The sequence below is a fragment of the Rhizobium herbae genome (assembly GCF_019511375.1).
Classification (GTDB): Bacteria; Pseudomonadota; Alphaproteobacteria; order Rhizobiales; family Rhizobiaceae; genus Pararhizobium; species Pararhizobium herbae_A.
This window is the reverse complement of record NZ_JAEUAO010000003.1, coordinates 97364-114965: the sequence shown is the minus strand read 5'-3', so window position 1 is coordinate 114965 and position 17602 is coordinate 97364. Positions and strand designations below refer to the sequence as shown.

Below are 17602 nucleotides of genomic sequence, written 5' to 3'. Positions count from 1 at the left end.
GGAGACTTATGCTGCGTCATGCGGACACCTTGCGCCTTTCCCCGAGGACCGACTTGTCGCCGAATCGCTTGGTCGCAAGCCACTCCGCCAGATCGCGAACGCCCTCGCGCCACTTTATCGAGGCTTGCCAACCGAAGGTCCCCTTCAGCCGCCCTGTGTCGGCGACAAAGTAATACTGGTCGCCAGCGCGCCATTCGTGGAAGCGGGTCTGGACCGGGCGGCCGGTCAGCTTCTCGATCTCACGAAGAACTGCCAGAATGCTCACTGCATTCAGCGGGCCGCCGCCGAGGTTGAAGGCGTGCCCTTTCACCCTATCGATATTTTCAAACACCGCCCGGTACGCCGCCACCGCGTCTTCGACATGCAGGATGTCGCGCACCTGCTTTCCGTTGCCGTAGATGGAAACTGGCTCTCCGGAGAGTGCCTGGATTAGAAAGTGCGCCACCCACCCTTGGTCCTCTGTCCCAAACTGGCGCGGGCCATAGATGCAGCTCATGCGAAGAACTGCAGTCGGCAGTCCATAGGACTTGGCGTAGTCCAGGACATATTGGTCGGCGACACCCTTGGAACAGCCATAAGGGGTGCACAAGTCGAGGGGCCTGCCCTCTCCGACGCCCCTCAAGCGCAGGGCATTGTCGGCAGGGACATAGCGGTCGTTCAGTTCCAACAACTCAAGGTCAGTCAATGCTCCGTAGACCTTGTTGGTGCTCGCGAAGATAATCGGCGCCTTTTTGCCAGCCTTGCGGACGGCTTCGAGTACATTGACTGTACCGCGGGCATTGACTTCGAAATCGTCAACAGGCTGGATGAGGCTGGTCGTCACCGCGGTCTGAGCCGCGAAGTGGAACACGGCCTTGGCATCCTTGAAGGCAGCTTCGATCCCGGCGTAGTCCCTGACGTCGGCAAATGCGGGATGGACATGCTTGCCATGGCGATCGATCAGCCATGCAAGGTTTTGATCAACGCCAGGCCGACAGAGATTGTCGAGGACCACGACATCTTCTCCGTTTTGAAGGAAGCTATCGGCAAGATTGGTGCCGATAAAGCCACAGCCGCCAGTCACCAGGATCGGCGCGGACTTGCAGGCAACATTGGGCATCGCCAGGCGCGTGAACTTCGCAAGTCCTTCCGCCCCGCCCTCGGTCAAGATCCGCGCAAGCAGCTTCGGCTCGTGGTTGAATTTGACCGCGCCGAGATGATAGTGGTGCGGCTCCCGCGACAGCCCTTCGGGCAGAGCCGCGTCGGACGGAAGGTCGCACCAGGAGCACCAGTACATGCGCTCGGCCGGCGCACTAAGTGCAGCCAGGAAGCGTCTTGCCTGCTCGATCTCATCGCCACCCCATGTGGAATAGCCGGTTTCCGTTATCCAGACTTCCGCTCCCGGGTTGTAGCGGTCGAGAATACTGCGCATTTCACCCAAATGCCGGTGCCAGCCATCCGAACGCCCTTTCTGACTACCCCCGGTGCCGGGAAAACCATGAAGGCCGACGGCATCAATCACGTTCAGAACACCGCGCTCGCCCATCACGTTCAGCCAGTACGAATCAAAGGGGCAAGGGACGCCAAGAATGGGTTTCCAACCGCGGTGCTTTGCCCGATGTGCAGCATCGCCGACCATTTCGCAGAAGAGCTGGAGGTCTCCATCTTCTCTCCAGTTCCAATCCAGCAAGTTACTCGGCTCGTTCCATAGCTCGATATGGGTGAAATGGCTGCCGTGGCGCGTGAGGACATGATCGACGAAATCCGCATGGAACCTGAGGTCTTGCGGAGGACCTGACGAGCACTCTGGGCGCGAAAGCGATGGTGTGGTGAAGTGGATGCAGGGCAGGACCTCAATCTCGCGCGCGAGGCGCGGGATCAGCCAATCGAACCAGGCTTCGCCTGCCGATCCCAGATATTCGGCCGATGAAAGGTCCGTGCGCAGATAACTCGCGCGGCTTGCGAGAATATTGGACAGGCTGCGTTCGGTTCGCTCATGATCGCCGGGATGAAACCGCTCGACGAAGCCGTAAGGTTTAGCGGCAGATATGGTCATGATACCAGCCCCTTCTCCTCCAGATGCCGCTTCATCTCGGCAGCACGGTCCACCGCTGCGGTCTGACGAACCCATTCGGCAAACGGTGTCAGGGAATGCTCCAGCCTGTGCTTCGGCTCAAAACCGAGCAATTCGCGAGCCTTGGAAATGTTGGCGAAGCAATTTCGAATGTCGCCGGAGCGCGCCTTGTTCATGATCTCCGGCAGGACTTCCGGGACGCCCATAGCCGCCGCCAGAAGTGTGGCGACCTGCGCGATCGCATAGGCCTGGCCGCTGCCGACATTGATGATATGGCCCGCGGCATTCGGCTTTTCCACCGACAGGCGAAAGGCACGCGCGACGTCACGAACATCTACGAAATCGCGACGCTGCTCGCCGTCTTCGAAAATCATGGGCGCTTGACCGTTGGCGAGCCGGCAGGCGAAATTCGCAAGCACGCCGGTATAGGGGTTTGAAAGAGCCTGCCCCACACCGAAGACGTTGAAGAGCCGCAGTGCCACGGCCTCGACACCATAGGCTTCGCCGAAGATCAGCACCTGCTTTTCCTGCGCATATTTCGTCAGTGCATAGATCGAGGCGAGGTCTACGGGTTTTTCTTCATCCGTTGCAACGGGGATTAGCGGTTTGCCATCGCCACCCACGGGATTCCACTGGCCCGCCTTGATGTTTGCGGGACTGCGCCGCACGTGCTCGATCTGTCGGCCATCCCTTGTCTGGTAGCGACCTTCGCCATAGACGCTCATGGATGATGCAACGACGATCCGGCGAATGGATTGGCCGATCATGGCCTCGAGCAGAACGGCGGTGCCAAGATCGTTGCAGCTCACGTAGCGGGCGATCTCGTACATGGACTGACCGACGCCAACCTCGGCCGCGAGATGGATGACACAGTCGACACCATCAAGCGCCTTCAGCACCGTTGCCTTGTCCCTGACGTCGCCACGAATGACCTCCGCCGCCTCGGGTACATCGATGTCAGCATCGCCGTGGACCTGATCGATGAACGCATCGAGGATACGGACGTTGTACCCGCTTCCAAGCAATTCCTGGGTTACATGTCGGCCGATGAAGCCGCATCCGCCCGACACAAGTACCGATTTCATTGCCTTCCTCGTCCGTTGGAGGTGAAGATGGTTTGCCCAACCGGCGCGGAGCGTAAAAGTTCCTGCATCAATGACATCTTTGTGTCCTTGCCATCATCAATGGCGTCCTCCCCCGGAACCTCGCGACGTTGGTTTGGTTAGTCATGCGGTGACCAAGTTCACATCATGGGAGATCGCCGGTGGCTCAAGAGACGCGAGAGAACAAAGAGGTGCCAGAGCCCAAGGAGGAGAACGGCCCGCTCATTCATGTTCTCGACCGCAATATATCGACGCTGATCAGCCGCCGCGCGAAAGAGGAGAAAGAGCTCGGCGTGCAGGAGCGGATGAGCCTGGCGATTACTCGCTTTACCGGCAGCATGCCGTTTGCTTACCTTCACGTCGCCGTGTTCGGCCTGTGGATCGCCGTCAACAAGGGGTGGCTGCCGCTCGTGCAGGCTTGGGACCCCTCGCTCGTCGTTCTCGCGATGGCAGCCTCTGTTGAAGCGATCTTCATCACGACTTTCGTGTTGATCAGCCAGAATCGGATGGCTGAGGAGGACGGCAAGCGCGCCGATCTTGCCCTGCAGATAGCTCTGCTCAACGAACACGAGACGACCAAGCTCGTGGAGATCACGTCAGCGATCGCTGCCGTTGTTGGCGCACGTCCGGACGTGAGTACCGAAGACGTAGAAGAGATGAAGAAAAGCGTCTCTCCCGAGGCCGTGCTCGAAGAGATCGAGCGTCAAAAAACGCAAACATGAGGGGGAGTTTCTTCATCATCTTCTTCAATGACTATTTTCTTGCGTTTTCCGGAACTCGCCTGCGCGGTTGCAGTTCTGAGGGCTGCATTTCCGCATAGGCAATCGTTCGGTCGTCGCCTGCCTGCATCGCCCGGTGGCAGCCGACGCAGCCGTCCGATGGAAGGAGAAACCGAATGGACAGGCCGCAGACGCCGTGCCGCACGCAAATGATGGCAGCCATTGTCACCGAACCGGGAAAAATCGCTGTACAGGCGCTCCCGCTACCGGAGCCGGGAAGGGGGCAGGTGCGGGTCAGGTTGGAAGGATGCGGCGTCTGTGCCTCGAACCTCGGCCCCTGGGCAGGCCCCGATTGGATGACTTTTCCCACCGAGCCGGGGGGACTCGGTCATGAAGGCTGGGGTTATGTCGATGCCGTAGGCCAGGACGTCCGAAACGTTGCGGTGGGCGATCGCGTGGCAGCGCTGTCTTTTCATGCCTATGCCACCCATGACATAGCCGACGAAAACATGGTGGTCCGGCTTCCGGCCGAACTTAACGACCAACCCTTTCCTGCTGAACCTCTTGGGTGCGCAATGAACATATTCCGCCGCAGCGGCATTGAGGCGGGTCAGACTGTGGCAATCATCGGCGTCGGCTTCCTGGGCGCCTTGTTGACCCAGCTGGCAGCCAAGGCCGGCGCACGGGTTATTGCCATCTCGCGCCGTCTGGTTTCCCTCGACGTCGCCAAGCGCATGGGAGCGTCCGAAACAATCGTCATGGACGACTATTGGCGCGTCATCGAAGACGTCCGCACCTTGACTGGTGGCCGCTTCTGCGATCGAGTGATAGAAGCCGTGGGAAAACAATGGCCCCTCGATCTGGCCAGCGAGCTGACGGCCGAGCGGGGCCGGCTGATCATCGCCGGTTACCACCAGGATGGGCCGCGGCAAGTCAACCTGCAGCTCTGGAACTGGCGCGGGCTCGATGTCGTCAACGCCCATGAGCGGGATCCGCAAATCTATGTGAGAGGGATGAACGAAGCAATCGAGGCGGTGGTGTCGGGTCGGCTGGATCCCTCCACCCTTTATACCCACACCTATTGTCTGGAACAGCTTGATCAGGCGTTGGACGCGACGCGCGATCATCCCGAAAACTTTCTCAAGGCCCTGGTGCTGTACCTATGATTATCTGAGGAAATGCAGCAACAATGGCGGGGCCTGCTCTTGTCGCCGGAAGGCTTGACCTCAAATACCTATCTTGGAGAAGAATCATGTGGGTGAGTTTCGCAGCGGCACTTAACGTGTCGATCTGGCGGCGCAACCGCTTAAAACTACTATCGCAGAGCGCCCGATGAGGCCCCGGTGGATTGTCGTGAATGATCGGATGCAGCAAGGCTACCGCTACGCTCTCGTTGCACCAATCGGACGTGACTATCATCCGGATTTCCGGCCAGACTTGACGCCCGCCGAGATGCTCGCACTCGGCGTGTTCGGCGGCAAGTACATGACCGATTGTCGCGACGAATTCCCCAGCAGCTGGTTTGCAGAGGCCCGGCTGTCGTCGCTGCGAAAAGATCCGTCACTGAACTGGTTCGGTGTCGACGCAAGCCAGCCGCTTAGCGTCTGGCGAGCCAAAGGATGGATACATCCCGACGATCCGCGTGGCTGGTTCCAGTGGTACTGCCGCTACCACCAAGGTCGCCGCATGCGCGGCGAGGACGAGCGACAGATCGCCCGCTGGAAAGCTATCCGCCGCCATGTCATTCAGCTTCGTCGAGCCTGCGAGCCTGGGGATTGCTGGTGCCGGCCGCGTCAGCGCCAGGCTCTGCTGCACTGGGCCTATGACAGCCGTACGATTTAACATTCTGTCCGGAAAAGCGTCCGGTATGTTGGTTGCGGGCTAGAAGCTGCCGGGCAGCACCGAGCCGCTTGCGCGACTTTCCGATGCCCGTTACGCAACGCCGTGCTTTGTCGGCGACTGAAACTTGATTGTGTATTCCCCCGCGCCCGTAGATTTTTTCGCGGAACGAACGCACTCCGCGGACGTTTGCTAATGCAAGGAGTGCAAGCGATGAAAAAGAAGATGGTTGAAGCGACGGTAAAGGTCGGCGGTAAACGCGTGGCTCTTGGAATCATGAATACCGAACAAGCGCTCGATATGCCGGCAGAAAAAGGTATGAAATTCAGCCACCCCGGCGGAAAGCCTGGAGAAACGGATGTACTTCTTACTCCCAAGGCGCTCAAGCAGGCTCTGAGACAACGGCCCGATCAGCGGCCTCCAGACGCAACAACGCCGCCCGAGATGGAATTTGAACCGATCAATGAACTCCTCGAAGAGATGGAGCAGGAGGATATCCCAGAGCGCAAGGAGGAAAAAACTCGGAAGTCGTAATCTGAAAAGACGTGTCCGCGAGAGCGCGTGCCATTATCGCGAAGTTGGCATGGATGCATTTGTAAGATTTCGAACCCAGTAATGCCTTAAGTGATCGCTCATCGAGAAACTACTCAGGGGCCCGACCGCCTGGCAGTCGAATCGGGCCCTGTAGGCCTCCCCATGAAGGGGGCCATTTTCTGTTCCCTGTCGGCAAGTTCGAGCGATCAAGCGTTGCCGACAATGCGATCTCTCGCGCAAGCCCCCACGCTAGCTAATGGGCGGTATAGGCTCCATCCACCAGATGGAAGCTTCCAGAGATGAAACTGGCCTGTTCCGACAAGAGGAAGCAAACAAGAGCGGCGGCCTCTTGCGGCGTGCCGCGCCTGGCCATCGGCTGAAGGGCGTTCATGCGACGGGTGCTCGCTGTGTCTGAATGGTCCGATAGAAGTGGCGTTTCGATCCAGCCAGGACCCACCGCATTGATGCGAACGCCCATCCTGGCGTATTCGATTGCCGCTACCTTCGTGAGCCCGACAACGCCATGTTTGGCGGCGGTGTAGGCCGATGCCGTTGGCAATCCCACACAGCCCAGGATGGAGGACATGTTAACGATTGAGCCTCCGCCGTTTTGCACCATTGCGGCGATTTCATGCTTCATGCAGTAGAAAACGCCGTTGAGATTGACATTCAGCAATCTGTGCCACTCGTCAAGCGGGTAGTCCGCCGTCGCTTTTCTGACTCCATCGGTGCCCGCATTGTTCACCGCCAAATGCAGCGCGCCGCATCTGTCGATAACGAATTCGACGAGCCTTTCCACGGCATCAGGGTCGCTGACATCGACTGCAAGGTGTTGAGCCTGCCCGCCGAGCGAGCGTATTTCGGCGGCAACAGTCTGCGCAGCGTCTCCGTTGATATCGGCAACAACGACTTCGGCCCCTTCTTCTGCGAGTTGTCTCGATACAGCCGCGCCTATGCCAGAACCTGCTCCGGTTACAAGTGCCACTTTCCCGTCGAAGCCAAGCTTCATCATGTCCACCCTTCTTGTTTGTTTTGGTCCAATCGAGCAGACGAAGAAGGCGGGTGCAAGAAGTTTTCATCAGGCAGCGGGCGGGCTCCTCATCTCTTGGAGAACCTCAGTCGTCTCTCGGATCTGTGCCGCGCGCGTTTACGCGACCGTTGAACCGTGTGCCCGCGAAGCCGCCCAATGCAACGTTCCACCGGAGCGAGAGACTTGGTTCATCGGCGCTGGGGTGTTAAAGACGAAATCGATGAGCCACAGCTGGGCAGGTGAAAATGAACAGTGATGATATCGCACGCCGGGCGTTCGTGCTCGGCGGTCTCGCCTTGATGGCCTCCGGATGTACCCCAGCAATAAGGCGACTGGGGGAGCCTGTTTCGACGGCGTTCGCGGCGGCGCCTGATCGTCGTTACCGTCGCCGGTATGTGCGCTATGAGGGAAACGAGCCGCCCGGAACAATCGTTGTCGATACATCGCAACGCTATCTTTATGCCGTTGAGCCAGGCGGCTGGGCCATGCGCTACGGCATTGGCGTCGGGGAGGAGGGGCGCACACTGAAGGGTAAAGCAACCATCGGACGCAAGGCCGTATGGCCCTCGTGGACGCCCACCGCCAATATGATAAGGCGCAAACCTCATTTGCAGCAATATGCCTCCGGCGTGCCCGGCGGTCCGCACAACCCGCTTGGTGCCTCCGCACTTTACCTCTACCGCGGCGGGCAGGACACGATGTTCCGGCTGCACGGAACAAACGAGCCGTGGACCATAGGCCAGGCGGTGTCAAGCGGATGCATTCGACTGACAAATGAAGACATCGTGGATCTTTACGAGCGTACCCCTGTGGGAACGGCGGTATTGGTGATCTGATAATGTGTGCGTCTGCAGATTCAGTATTGAAAGCGATGCAATGTGTCCTAGTTGTCGTGGGGTAGCTCGGTAAGGGCAACCCGGCGCCAACTGTGTTTTTTTTGCACTATGCGCCGGTGTAATTCGACCGTATTACTATAAGCGTTGCCTTCGATAACCTGATTCCGTGCTGAGGAGAGGAGTACTTGATGAGCAGAATTCTGATCGTGATTGTAGCCTTGTTTTCCGTCGCCAGTCTGAGTGCATGCGGAACAATTGGCAAAGGCAAGGGGAAAGCCCCGCCGCCGGCCGTCGACACAGTGGAGCCGGCACCGGTCTACAAGTGATCGCGAGTTTGATCCGCGGGGAAGGGCTTCTTGCCCTTCCCCGTCTGCAATCCGTTGAACGGACACGGTCGCATGCGGCACGGTCCCTAGATCGGAGAAAGCTTGCTGCGTAGGGGTTCGGGAGACAGCGCGTGGCGATAGCGCTCACAACACGACGAATAGCGATCGCAGTCATGCTGGTACTATCGGCCGCAGCCTGCCAGACGCAAGACAAGCACCCTGAACCTCGTTTTGTTTCGGATGCCCGCCCCGCCCTCGAGGCCAAGGAGAGCCGGTATTTCATCGAATTCCGCTCTCGCTATGCCCTCAGCTATGGTCATTCCTATGTGATCTTCGGGCGCGAAGGTGCGGCTGGGGAGATGATTGATCCCGAGGTCGCAGGCCTTGCCCCTGCCACGGCTAGCACGACACCCTATGTCCTGGGCCATTTTTTGCCGGTGCCGGCCGAGACTGGTGCAAGCGATGGCGACTTGGAAGAGGAATATCGGTCGGCAAGCTGGCGCGTTATGTTGACCGAAGCCCAATACAAAAAAACCGTTGCCCACATACGGCAGCTAAAGGCCAAATCCCGGTTCTGGCAGGCGTCGATCTACAATTGCAACGCTTTTGTCGCGGACATTGCACGCTCCATGGGGTATAAGACCCCCAGCATCTGGCTCAGGCCCCAACAATTCATTACGAAACTTCGAGAGATGAACGTGGGGTGAGCGCAGGCGCGCTGACACCTTGTGCGCCACGTTGACGGCAGATGACAGAAAGGCCGGTGACCAAATTGAACGTGTCCGTAGCTGCGGCTGGCGAGATCGTCTGGATGATCGGCATCGTCGTCTGGTACGTAATTCGGTATCCTTTCGAACGCCGCGCAAAGCGCGTGCGGATCGTCAGTCACCGCCGTTCTGGTCTTGACCGGTTTGCGCTTGCGGCGGCCCTTTTCGGCCTCGCCATCTTGCCAGCATTTTATGTCGTGACTGGTATCCCGAGGGCTGCCGACTATCCGGCCCGCTCCTGGGCGATCTTTGTCGGCGCCTCGATGTTTGCTCTTGCAATGTGGATCTTTCGGCGAACCCACAAGGAACTTGGCCGGAACTGGTCCATCACGCTGGAAATCCGTGACCGGCACGAACTGGTGTGTGGCGGGCCATACGCTCTCATCCGCCACCCCATGTATACTTCATTCCTGCTCATGGGGCTTGGACAGGCGTTTCTGCTTTCAAATTGGATTGCCGGGCCAGCAGGCATTATCGGCTTCGCAGTGCTTTTTTTTGCTCGAGCCGACAAGGAGGAGCGTATGATGTTGGAGATTTTCGGCTCACGCTATAGCGACTATATGCGCAGGACCAAGCGAATCATCCCCTATTTGTATTAGAGGTAAACTGATGCGAGGACGAGCCCTCAAGCTTTCCGCACCACGGCGCCTTGTCGGGGATCTGATGCGATTCTCGATCGGGATCCCCCGTGTCACGGTGCAGCGCCAGATGAACCTTCGCCCTCTTCAAGTGGCGCGAATGACGGGGCCGAGCAAACCATCCTGGACGGTTCTTTTCCTAAAGGGATACGCGCTTCTTGCCCGAGAGGTACCGGATCTTCGGCGCGCTTACGTGAAGTTCCCCCGACCCCAGCTCTATGAATACCCGGTCAGCGTAGCCTCCGTTGCCCATGAACGCGAGTATGACGGGGAGCGAGTCGTGCTCTTAAGTACCGTCAAGTGTCCGGAGCGCTTATCCGTCACGGAACTGGAGACGTTGATGCAAGCGACCCGAACCCGTCCAGTCCTTGAGATCAAGGAGTTCCGGCGCGCGTTGAAAATCGCTCATGCGCCGGGACCAATCCGATGGCTTCTCATGTGGCTCGGCTTGAATATCGCACGCAAGCGCGGGCACTATTTCGGCACTTTCCAGCTGTCGGTTTATTCGGGCCTCGGCGCAGAGTCGCTCAATCCCCTTACGCCTTTGACCACCCTTCTCAATTATGGTCCGATCTGCGAAGACGGGTCGGTAAACGTTCGCATTCACTATGATCACAGGGTGATGGATGGTGCGAACGTGGCGCGTGCGTTGGAGCGCTTCGAACAAATTTTAAACAACGAGGTCGCGGGTGAAATCACGAACCTTGCTCAAAGTGAAGCCCTATCCGAGGCAATGCTCCCGGGCGCAGCATTATGACGGCGCACAGCAATGTTCGCATGGCCGTCGTTGTCGTGGGCGCGTCCCAGGGCATCGGCAAGGAAGTCGCCAAAATTGCTGCTAAGGAGGGCACTCCGGTCGTCCTCGTCGCACGTTCGCCTGAAGCGCTGTCGGCGGCCGCTTCGGAGGCGCGCCAGAGGGGAGGCGACGTTTTCACGCTGGAGCTTGATATTGTGGCGGGCGATGCGACCGCGCGCCTTCAGGATTTTCTCACCAATAACGGCTTGGTCTGCGATGTATTGGTCAACAGCGCCGGGTACGGCTTGCGTGGAGCAGCCACGGCACTTCCGCTGAAGGATCAGCTTGGCATCATCGACCTCAACGTCCGCGCTCTCAGTGACCTGACACTCTACTTTCTCCCAGGGATGGTTGCCCGCGGTCGAGGTGGCGTGCTCAACCTTGCTTCTGTAGCCAGTTTCACACCCGGGCCTAATATGGCTGTTTACTACGCCAGCAAAAGCTTCGTGCGATCTTTTTCGGAGGCATTACATCAGGAGCTGCGCGGCACCGGCGTGACGGTCACATGTGTTGCTCCGGGCCCTGTCGCCACAGAATTCCTCCAAAGGTCCGGCGCCAATAAAGCGCCGCTGTTTAAGATATTGCCCCAGCTGAAGCCGGAATATGTAGCCGAACGGGCGTGGAAGGGCTTCAAATCCCGTCGTCGCCTTGTCGTGCCAAGCCTGTCAGCCAAGCTGGTAGCACTTGCCGCTAACCTGATTCCACATGCATTGATGCTTCCGCTTATCGCCCGATTGCAACGAAGAAGCACGGATCCCTGCCCATGTGGCTCGGGTAAGCAATACAGAAAATGCTGTGGTGCGGCGCGCTGACGCACGACAAGATATGAGCGTAGCCAGTTACGCCCATAAGCCGTCGACAATGAAGGTTAGTATCCTGTCATTTCCAGGTAGCCCGACCCCTTTGCACTTCCTTCGAATGTAATTGGTCCCTCCCAGTATGGGGTCGTGGTTGCCATCCATGCCTGGTCATTCAAAGGCCTGGTCGTCACGTCGAACCCGCGTGCCGGGATCTGGACGCGCCAGGCCACTGGAATGTCCTTGTTCCCCACACGGGCAATGCGGACTGGCGTGATCTGCAGTGATCCGACTGGCAGGGGAGTAGGATTACCCGCCGGGGAAATCCAGTTCGCGGATGTGTAGCCGCCGCGAGCGCTGCGAAGCCGAAACGCCATCAGCTTCTCGCCGGAGTTCAGATGGAGAGAAAACCACTCCCACCCGGTCTGGTCCTTGGCCAGGGGCTGCGAGGACCATTCCCGATCAAGCCACGCCTTCCCGCGGACGCGAACAGCCTTGCCGTCGATATCGACCGACCCGGAGACTTCGTAAAAAGGTTGCGAATAATAGTAACTCGCCTGCCCCTCCGCCGATTTCACCGAATAGCCCTGGTCTCCCTGCAGCACAAGGGGACCCTTGGCCGAGAGTTCGAGCCTGTAGCTGAAATCCTTACCGGTCGCGCGCAAGCTGACTTTGTCGAGCTGATCGGCTCCCGAATGTGGTAGGCCCTTCATTTCCCAATCGTCAATCCAGGCGAAAAACGGCTCGGCCACGACACCTGCCTGGCCGACGCCTCCACGGGCAAGCCGTTCGGCTACGAAATGCTTGTCTTTCGTGGTAATCGCGGCATGGCCCATCCAGATCTGCGGGTCCAACCAACCGCTCTCGGTCCTCGGCGCAAGCGCCGAACGAAAGAGTGTCCATTGAACGCCGAATACCGTCCCGTCCTCTGCCTGAAGGTTCGCCGTGGCGTACCACCATTCGATCCGGAAATCGGGATGGGGACCGTGATCGGCGGGAAACGCAAGTCGACCGCCTGGATGGGGGATGGCGAAACTGTCCGCGGTCGAGCCAAGCCCGGCAAACCCTTGCGGGATGCCGGCTTTCGGAAGGACGAGAACCAAGGTTGCGGTCAGCACGCTCGCCACGATACGCCTAACGTTCATTGGCAAACACCCTCAGCAGATCCGACGGTGCGATCGTTGCCAGGCGTCTGAGTGGCACGAAGATGGACACGATCGCCGCCGACAGAGCCACTATCGCAAGGATTAACCAATCCCTCGGGAAAATCCGCATCGGGAGACGCCAGCCGAAGGCTTCGACATTAACAATTGACAGCAGCACCCAGGCCAGCGCCAGGCCGACAGGTACGGCGGCAATGAAGGTGGCGAGCCAGAGCGCCAGAGTGCGCAGCACTTCAAGCAAGGCGAGGTCGCGCCGCCTGATCCCCATGGCCCAGAGAGGCGCAAGCTGAGGCAGCCGAATGCCCGAAAGAGTCAGCAGGCTGGAAAACATCGCAAAGCCCGCAACGCCGAGTGTGAAGGCATTGAGCGCACCGGTCACCACAAATGTCCGATCGAAGACGGCGCGCGATTGCCGTTTCAAGGTGGTTTGGTCGATGACGTTCTGGGCCGGCAGGCCAAATTCGGATATCAGGCGCTCCTTCAAGCCCGCGGCATCAGCCGGCGGAACACGCACGCCGTATCGCAGTTTCGAAACTTGGGGGTAGTGTGCGGCGAACGCGTCTATTCCCACAATAACCTGCCCTTTCGGATTGCCGTAGTCGGAATAGACCCCGACGATCGGCACCTCCCATCCGCCGGGTAATACGAGACCAGTCCCAATACCAACACCCTTCCGACGCCAGAACTGCTCGTTGACAAGGACACCCCGCCCTGCCGCAATACGATCCCACACATCGACAGTACCGGACAGGAGTGGCCAGTTGTCCCGGTAAGTGGGATCGTCTGCCGCCGCGCCGAAGATCTCCAGCCTTTCGCCAAGCACCTCGCCTGCCACGCTCCAGATGGGAAGCACCGATGTCGAACGGGCCGGCAGCCATGCCCGCAACCGAGATGCCTCGCTTTCGTCGCGCGCCATGACATAAAGCTCTGCCGCGAGCCGCTGGTCGAGCCACCCGATGAAGGTCATGCGGAAGCTGGACACCATCGTGCCGACGCCGACATTGGCTGCCAAAGCGAGCAGGAGCGCCATAAGAGCCAGGCTGAGCCCCGGCAGTTGCTGGCGTGTATCGGCCCAGAACCAGGTGACGAGTGCCCTCGACGAGCGCTTCTGCAGGACTGCAAGACAAGCAGACAGCACCCCGGGAAGCATCAGGGCTGCCCCCAGCAGCAGACATCCCAATACAGCGAACCCTGCCATCAGCCCGTGCCCGAACGTGGCCAAAGCGCCTGACATGATCAGCAATAGCAGGCCGACCGTAAGTTGCAGCCGGATGCCGACTGTCGTCGCACGTAACCAGGCGCGTGGCTGCGCTGCGGTCAGCAACGGCATGCTGCGGACCCGCCAGAGGCTCTCAGCCGACGAGACGATCGTTCCGGCAATCGCCATTGCGAGACCGGTTGCCCACCATGAAGGCCGGATGGACAGCGCCGATGGCACGCTCGCTCCGTAGAGGCCCTGCAGAGTTGCCGCCACGTCCGGCAGCAACAGGGAGGCGACAATATATCCTATTCCCACGCCGACCACCCCGGCAACGAACGCCAGCACCAGAAGCTCCGCCACCAGCAGCAGGGTCAGCGACGACAGAGGGAGCCCGAGCGAGCGCAAGGTCCGAAAGGTCGTTCGGCGCTGCTCGAAGGCAAGACCGACCGTCGCGTAGACGATGAAAAGCCCGACAACAAAGGCGAGGAACCCGAATGCGGTCAGGTTGAGGTGAAAACTATCGGTGAGTTGCGCGACATCGGGTCGATCTCCCGGCTCCCTCAGTGCGATCTCGGGTGCGAGCGTGCCGAGCGACGGCAGATCCGGGCGTTGTTCCACAGCAACAAGGAGCCGGCTCAGTTCGCCCCGCCTGTCAAGAACGCTTTCGGCGATGCCTATATCCGTGAATGCGGCTCCATCCGGCATATCCGGCGAAATCTGGAGTTGCATCCGGGTCTGACCCTTGAGCTTCAGAGCCGTCCCCTGCGAGACGATGAGGACGCCGGGCTGCGACATGAAGGCGGTGAGATTGCTTGTGTCTCCGGTTTTGAAGCCGCCCGCTTTCGCCGGCATTGTCAGCGGATCGATGCCGATCAGCCGCACACGCGTGTTTCCGATGCGATGGTCACCCTCGATAACAGGAGAAACATTCCAGCCGGCTCGTCTCAATTTCGTGTAGGTCCCTTGCGGGATGGAGTCGCCGCGGCGTGGCACGAGTTGCGTCAACTCCTTCTGATCAAGCACCGAGGAAGCCCGCGCGTAGCTCGCCCGGGCCTCCGCGTTGATCGCCTGGACCCCCGACCACAGCGCGGTCGCCAGAGAGAGCCCGAGGACAAGCGTAGCGAGTTGCAGGGGTCGACGACGCCAATGCGAGAGGAGAGCCGTAGCGGCGGTCCAGAGCATCAGACGATCTTTCCGCCACTGAGATGAACCTTGCGGTCGAGCATCTGCGCCAACCTTGAAGAATGCGTCACCATCAGCAGCGCGGCGCCGGCACTCTTCGTCAGCGAAAGCATGATGCCGATGACGGCGTCTCCGGTCGATTCGTCGAGATTTCCGGTCGGTTCGTCGGCGAGAACCAGGGGCGGCCGGGCGGCCAGTGTCCTGCCGATGGCCACCCTCTGCTGTTGTCCTCCGGACAACTGCTCGGGGTATCGAGAAAGAAGGGCCTCGACCCCGAGCCGCCCCACAAGCTCCCTTTCCCACTCCCGGTCGTGCCGCCCGGCGAGCTTCGCATGAAAGGAAATGTTGGCTGCGACGTCGAGCGACGGAATCAGATTGAACTGTTGGAACACCAGCCCGACCGCCGCACGCCGATATTCGGCCCTTCCCCGATCATCCAGTGCGGCGATATCCCGACCGGCCGAAAGGATCTGCCCGGTATCGGGATGGTCAAGGCCGCCGGCGAGGTGGAGTAGCGTGCTCTTGCCGCTTCCTGACTCTCCCGTCAGCGCGACACTCTCGCCGGCGTCGAGATCGAAATCGATGGCCTTCAGGATGTCGAGTCGTCCCTCGGCGGTCGTGTACGATTTGCTGACGTTTCGCAGAGAGAGAAGCATTAGGCACAGATCGATCAATGCAGGGACGTGAATGTATGTAGGCTTGGGGACGAGGTTTGTAACCCGTGTTGGGGGGCAATTTTTAGCAAAGACCAGCGACGCCACATCAAGATCTTCGAACGGGCCCCTCGGGAACTTCTTGGTGGAAAGAGAACAATCGACAATTTGAACCGGACATCAAGTGGCAGCGGCGATTGCGCGCCGCTTAGCGGTATCGGGACAATCGAATGTCGCTCGTCACCAAGTCCGTTCCGGTTTTGAGATCCCTGTCGATGGTACGCAGCCTGAGGCGATTGCCGCCGACCTTTTCGATTGTCATCCTGGCGAAGCGGTCGCCGTTAATTTCACGGCCCCAGCGTATCGCAAGGGCGATTGAATTCCCGGTGCGCGTCCCGGACAGCTTCGACGGCACTCCTGATGGCCCAAGATAAGTTCCGCTATATCTTGGGCCGGTGGCCTGAATGTCCGCGGAAACTGTTCGGTGCACAACCACAAGGCCACGGCACGAGCCCCTCATCGCGAGCGATGTGCCGGCGGTGTTGGTTTTGAAATCGCAAAATACATTCAGCGGGGAAGACCCGATCCTCAATGTGACCGTGCCCGTGCCTGACCACGCACCACGCAGCGACCGCAGGAACCCGGCTTCGTCGGCCAGGGCAGGGTGGGGCAGAGCGATCAAGGCCACGGTCGCGGCACGGATCCATGATGTCTTCATTGGACTTCGCCTTTGCTAAGGTGGAAGCCAACAGCCTGAATCGCCACTGCGCGCTGAGGCTGCGGAACACGTCCGTCGTACGCACGGCCTGGTTGGTTGTCTCGGTCAGAAGGGCTCCGGCTCCCGGATGTGACTGCAAGCTGCTTCACATGGACGATCTTGCTGCCTTGGCCCCGGCTGATTCGTGAGCCGCACAACTGATCCGTCCACCGTCCTGGCCAGCATGAACCAAAGTCCGCCACCAATTGTTCCGGAGCGAGGAAAATTTCGGGCTGTGCCGCTTGTGCGAGGGCAAGGTGATCATGTTCCTCGCAATCGACCGGTCGTGCAGCGTCCCAAAAAGGTGGCCCGTTGCGGGATCGCAGCGGGCCAGGAGAAGGGGCATTCACATGAGCCGCTTCGGGGGAGGCGGCAAGTCTCCAACCATGAAAATAGGGTTTCGTTCCCGCTTAAAAAGGCATGCGACCTATGCCGCAAACCGTCAGACCAAAGTCCATCCGTGGATAGGACCTATGGCTGATCCGGCGGGCCTATGGGGGGAGCGCATCGCTCGAATCCACAGTTTACCATCGCACGGTCGACAAGGGCGGCGCGCTTGCGAAACCATCCGATCCGTTCGCGCGTGGCTTCCCAACGGCACGCGCAGATATGACTCGCGTTCTCCCGGGCTTGAGCGTTAACTGGTTTGTTCTGAAGGAGGAGGCAAACCATGGCCATGTATCTCACGCGTTTCAGCTACACGCCCGAGACTTGGGCACGCATGATCGAAAAGCCCGAGGATCGTCGAGAGGCGGCACGTACCTACATTGAATCCGTGGGCGGCAAGCTTCACGGGTTCTGGTACGCCTTTGGCGAGCATGATGGTTGGAATTTATGGGAAGCTGCTGACAACGTATCGATGGCGGCTGTCGCGGTTGCTATTGGCGCCGGAGGTGCGCTCAGCTCTTTTGAGACCACTGTCCTGCTGACGGTGGAGGATACGATGGACGCCCTGGGAAAGGCAAAGTCCATTCGCTATCGTCCACCGGCAGCATAGGCGCAGCCACTTCCTTCATGGATAAAAGCCGCCGATCGAAAATTCTCAAGTGGTCGCTGATGCTACCGGCGTTTCCGTGGAGGATGGTCCGCCGTTTTCGAGGGCGGGGACTACGGATCCAAGACCGGTGCGTTCGAGGGTGTGAGCGTGTTTCACGCCTTCCACCACCGGAGCCGCCTGGGTTGCAAAGAAGCGCCCCGCTGACCTCGCA

The 17602-nt window shown here is 59.5% G+C and carries 18 protein-coding genes; 11 read left to right on the top strand and 7 right to left on the bottom strand.

Going from position 1 to position 17602, the window contains the following annotated elements; all coding sequences use genetic code 11:
• Nucleotides 1-16: 16 nt before the first annotated feature.
• Together JNB71_RS13675 and JNB71_RS13670 are read right to left on the bottom strand one after the other, a co-directional pair.
• Nucleotides 17-2035: an NAD-dependent epimerase/dehydratase family protein gene (locus JNB71_RS13675; RefSeq protein WP_220372361.1), complete on the bottom strand. Its 2019-nt coding sequence runs from the start codon at nucleotides 2033-2035 to the stop codon at nucleotides 17-19.
• The gene (locus JNB71_RS13670; protein ID WP_220372360.1) at nucleotides 2032-3138 is read right to left on the bottom strand and encodes an NAD-dependent epimerase/dehydratase family protein; all 1107 of its coding nucleotides are present in this window, start codon (nucleotides 3136-3138) and stop codon (nucleotides 2032-2034) included. The genes JNB71_RS13675 and JNB71_RS13670 overlap by 4 nt, the downstream gene beginning before the upstream one ends.
• Nucleotides 3139-3317: 179 nt before the next feature.
• On the opposite strand from JNB71_RS13670, the gene JNB71_RS13665 reads away from it, so the two are divergent.
• The 4 genes from JNB71_RS13665 (at nucleotide 3318) to JNB71_RS13650 (ending at nucleotide 6248) form a co-directional block, all read left to right on the top strand.
• Complete coding sequence (locus tag JNB71_RS13665) at nucleotides 3318-3878, top strand: DUF1003 domain-containing protein (protein ID WP_346657267.1); 561 nt, start codon at nucleotides 3318-3320, stop codon at nucleotides 3876-3878.
• 173 nt (nucleotides 3879-4051) lie between these two features.
• Nucleotides 4052-5041 carry an MDR/zinc-dependent alcohol dehydrogenase-like family protein gene (locus tag JNB71_RS13660; RefSeq protein ID WP_220372359.1) on the top strand — a complete coding sequence of 330 codons (990 nt, stop codon included), beginning with the start codon at nucleotides 4052-4054 and terminating at the stop codon, nucleotides 5039-5041.
• A gap of 166 nt (nucleotides 5042-5207) precedes the next feature.
• Nucleotides 5208-5717 carry a hypothetical protein gene (locus JNB71_RS13655; RefSeq protein WP_220372358.1) on the top strand — a complete coding sequence of 170 codons (510 nt, stop codon included), beginning with the start codon at nucleotides 5208-5210 and terminating at the stop codon, nucleotides 5715-5717.
• A 210-nt stretch (nucleotides 5718-5927) separates the two neighbouring features.
• Nucleotides 5928-6248: a hypothetical protein gene (locus JNB71_RS13650; RefSeq protein WP_220372967.1), complete on the top strand. Its 321-nt coding sequence runs from the start codon at nucleotides 5928-5930 to the stop codon at nucleotides 6246-6248.
• Between the two features lie 253 nt (nucleotides 6249-6501).
• Here JNB71_RS13650 and JNB71_RS13645 read toward each other — a convergent pair whose 3' ends face one another.
• Nucleotides 6502-7257, bottom strand: coding sequence for an SDR family NAD(P)-dependent oxidoreductase (locus JNB71_RS13645; RefSeq protein WP_220372924.1), 756 nt, complete (start codon nucleotides 7255-7257; stop codon nucleotides 6502-6504).
• 266 nt (nucleotides 7258-7523) lie between these two features.
• On the opposite strand from JNB71_RS13645, the gene JNB71_RS13640 reads away from it, so the two are divergent.
• The 6 genes from JNB71_RS13640 (at nucleotide 7524) to JNB71_RS13615 (ending at nucleotide 11453) form a co-directional block, all read left to right on the top strand.
• Nucleotides 7524-8114: a L,D-transpeptidase gene (locus JNB71_RS13640; RefSeq protein ID WP_220372357.1), complete on the top strand. Its 591-nt coding sequence runs from the start codon at nucleotides 7524-7526 to the stop codon at nucleotides 8112-8114.
• A 188-nt stretch (nucleotides 8115-8302) separates the two neighbouring features.
• The gene (locus JNB71_RS13635; protein WP_220372356.1) at nucleotides 8303-8440 is read left to right on the top strand and encodes an ABC transporter; all 138 of its coding nucleotides are present in this window, start codon (nucleotides 8303-8305) and stop codon (nucleotides 8438-8440) included.
• Nucleotides 8441-8613: 173 nt separating this feature from the next.
• Nucleotides 8614-9147: a hypothetical protein gene (locus JNB71_RS13630; protein ID WP_220372923.1), complete on the top strand. Its 534-nt coding sequence runs from the start codon at nucleotides 8614-8616 to the stop codon at nucleotides 9145-9147.
• 71 nt (nucleotides 9148-9218) lie between these two features.
• Nucleotides 9219-9806, top strand: coding sequence for a protein-S-isoprenylcysteine O-methyltransferase (locus tag JNB71_RS13625; protein ID WP_220372922.1), 588 nt, complete (start codon nucleotides 9219-9221; stop codon nucleotides 9804-9806).
• A gap of 10 nt (nucleotides 9807-9816) precedes the next feature.
• Nucleotides 9817-10602 (top strand): 2-oxo acid dehydrogenase subunit E2, encoded by a 786-nt coding sequence (locus JNB71_RS13620; RefSeq protein ID WP_220372355.1) that lies wholly within the window; start codon nucleotides 9817-9819, stop codon nucleotides 10600-10602.
• A complete protein-coding gene (locus JNB71_RS13615) occupies nucleotides 10599-11453 on the top strand; it encodes an SDR family NAD(P)-dependent oxidoreductase (RefSeq protein WP_220372354.1) in 855 nt (284 codons plus the stop codon). The genes JNB71_RS13620 and JNB71_RS13615 overlap by 4 nt, the downstream gene beginning before the upstream one ends.
• 56 nt (nucleotides 11454-11509) lie before the next feature.
• On the opposite strand, the gene JNB71_RS13610 is transcribed toward JNB71_RS13615, so the two are convergent.
• The 4 genes from JNB71_RS13610 to JNB71_RS13595 all read right to left on the bottom strand — a co-directional run bounded on the left by JNB71_RS13610 (nucleotide 11510) and on the right by JNB71_RS13595 (nucleotide 16355).
• Nucleotides 11510-12583, bottom strand: coding sequence for a lipocalin-like domain-containing protein (locus JNB71_RS13610; protein ID WP_220372353.1), 1074 nt, complete (start codon nucleotides 12581-12583; stop codon nucleotides 11510-11512).
• The gene (locus JNB71_RS13605; protein WP_220372352.1) at nucleotides 12573-14984 is read right to left on the bottom strand and encodes an ABC transporter permease; all 2412 of its coding nucleotides are present in this window, start codon (nucleotides 14982-14984) and stop codon (nucleotides 12573-12575) included. The genes JNB71_RS13610 and JNB71_RS13605 overlap by 11 nt, the downstream gene beginning before the upstream one ends.
• Nucleotides 14984-15640, bottom strand: coding sequence for an ABC transporter ATP-binding protein (locus tag JNB71_RS13600; protein WP_220372921.1), 657 nt, complete (start codon nucleotides 15638-15640; stop codon nucleotides 14984-14986). The genes JNB71_RS13605 and JNB71_RS13600 overlap by 1 nt, the downstream gene beginning before the upstream one ends.
• Nucleotides 15641-15845: 205 nt before the next feature.
• Nucleotides 15846-16355 (bottom strand): hypothetical protein, encoded by a 510-nt coding sequence (locus JNB71_RS13595; RefSeq protein WP_220372351.1) that lies wholly within the window; start codon nucleotides 16353-16355, stop codon nucleotides 15846-15848.
• A gap of 709 nt (nucleotides 16356-17064) precedes the next feature.
• Here JNB71_RS13595 and JNB71_RS13590 point away from each other — a divergent pair.
• Nucleotides 17065-17391, top strand: a complete 327-nt coding sequence (locus JNB71_RS13590) for a GYD domain-containing protein (RefSeq protein ID WP_220372350.1) — start codon at nucleotides 17065-17067, stop codon at nucleotides 17389-17391.
• Nucleotides 17392-17602: the final 211 nt, after the last annotated feature.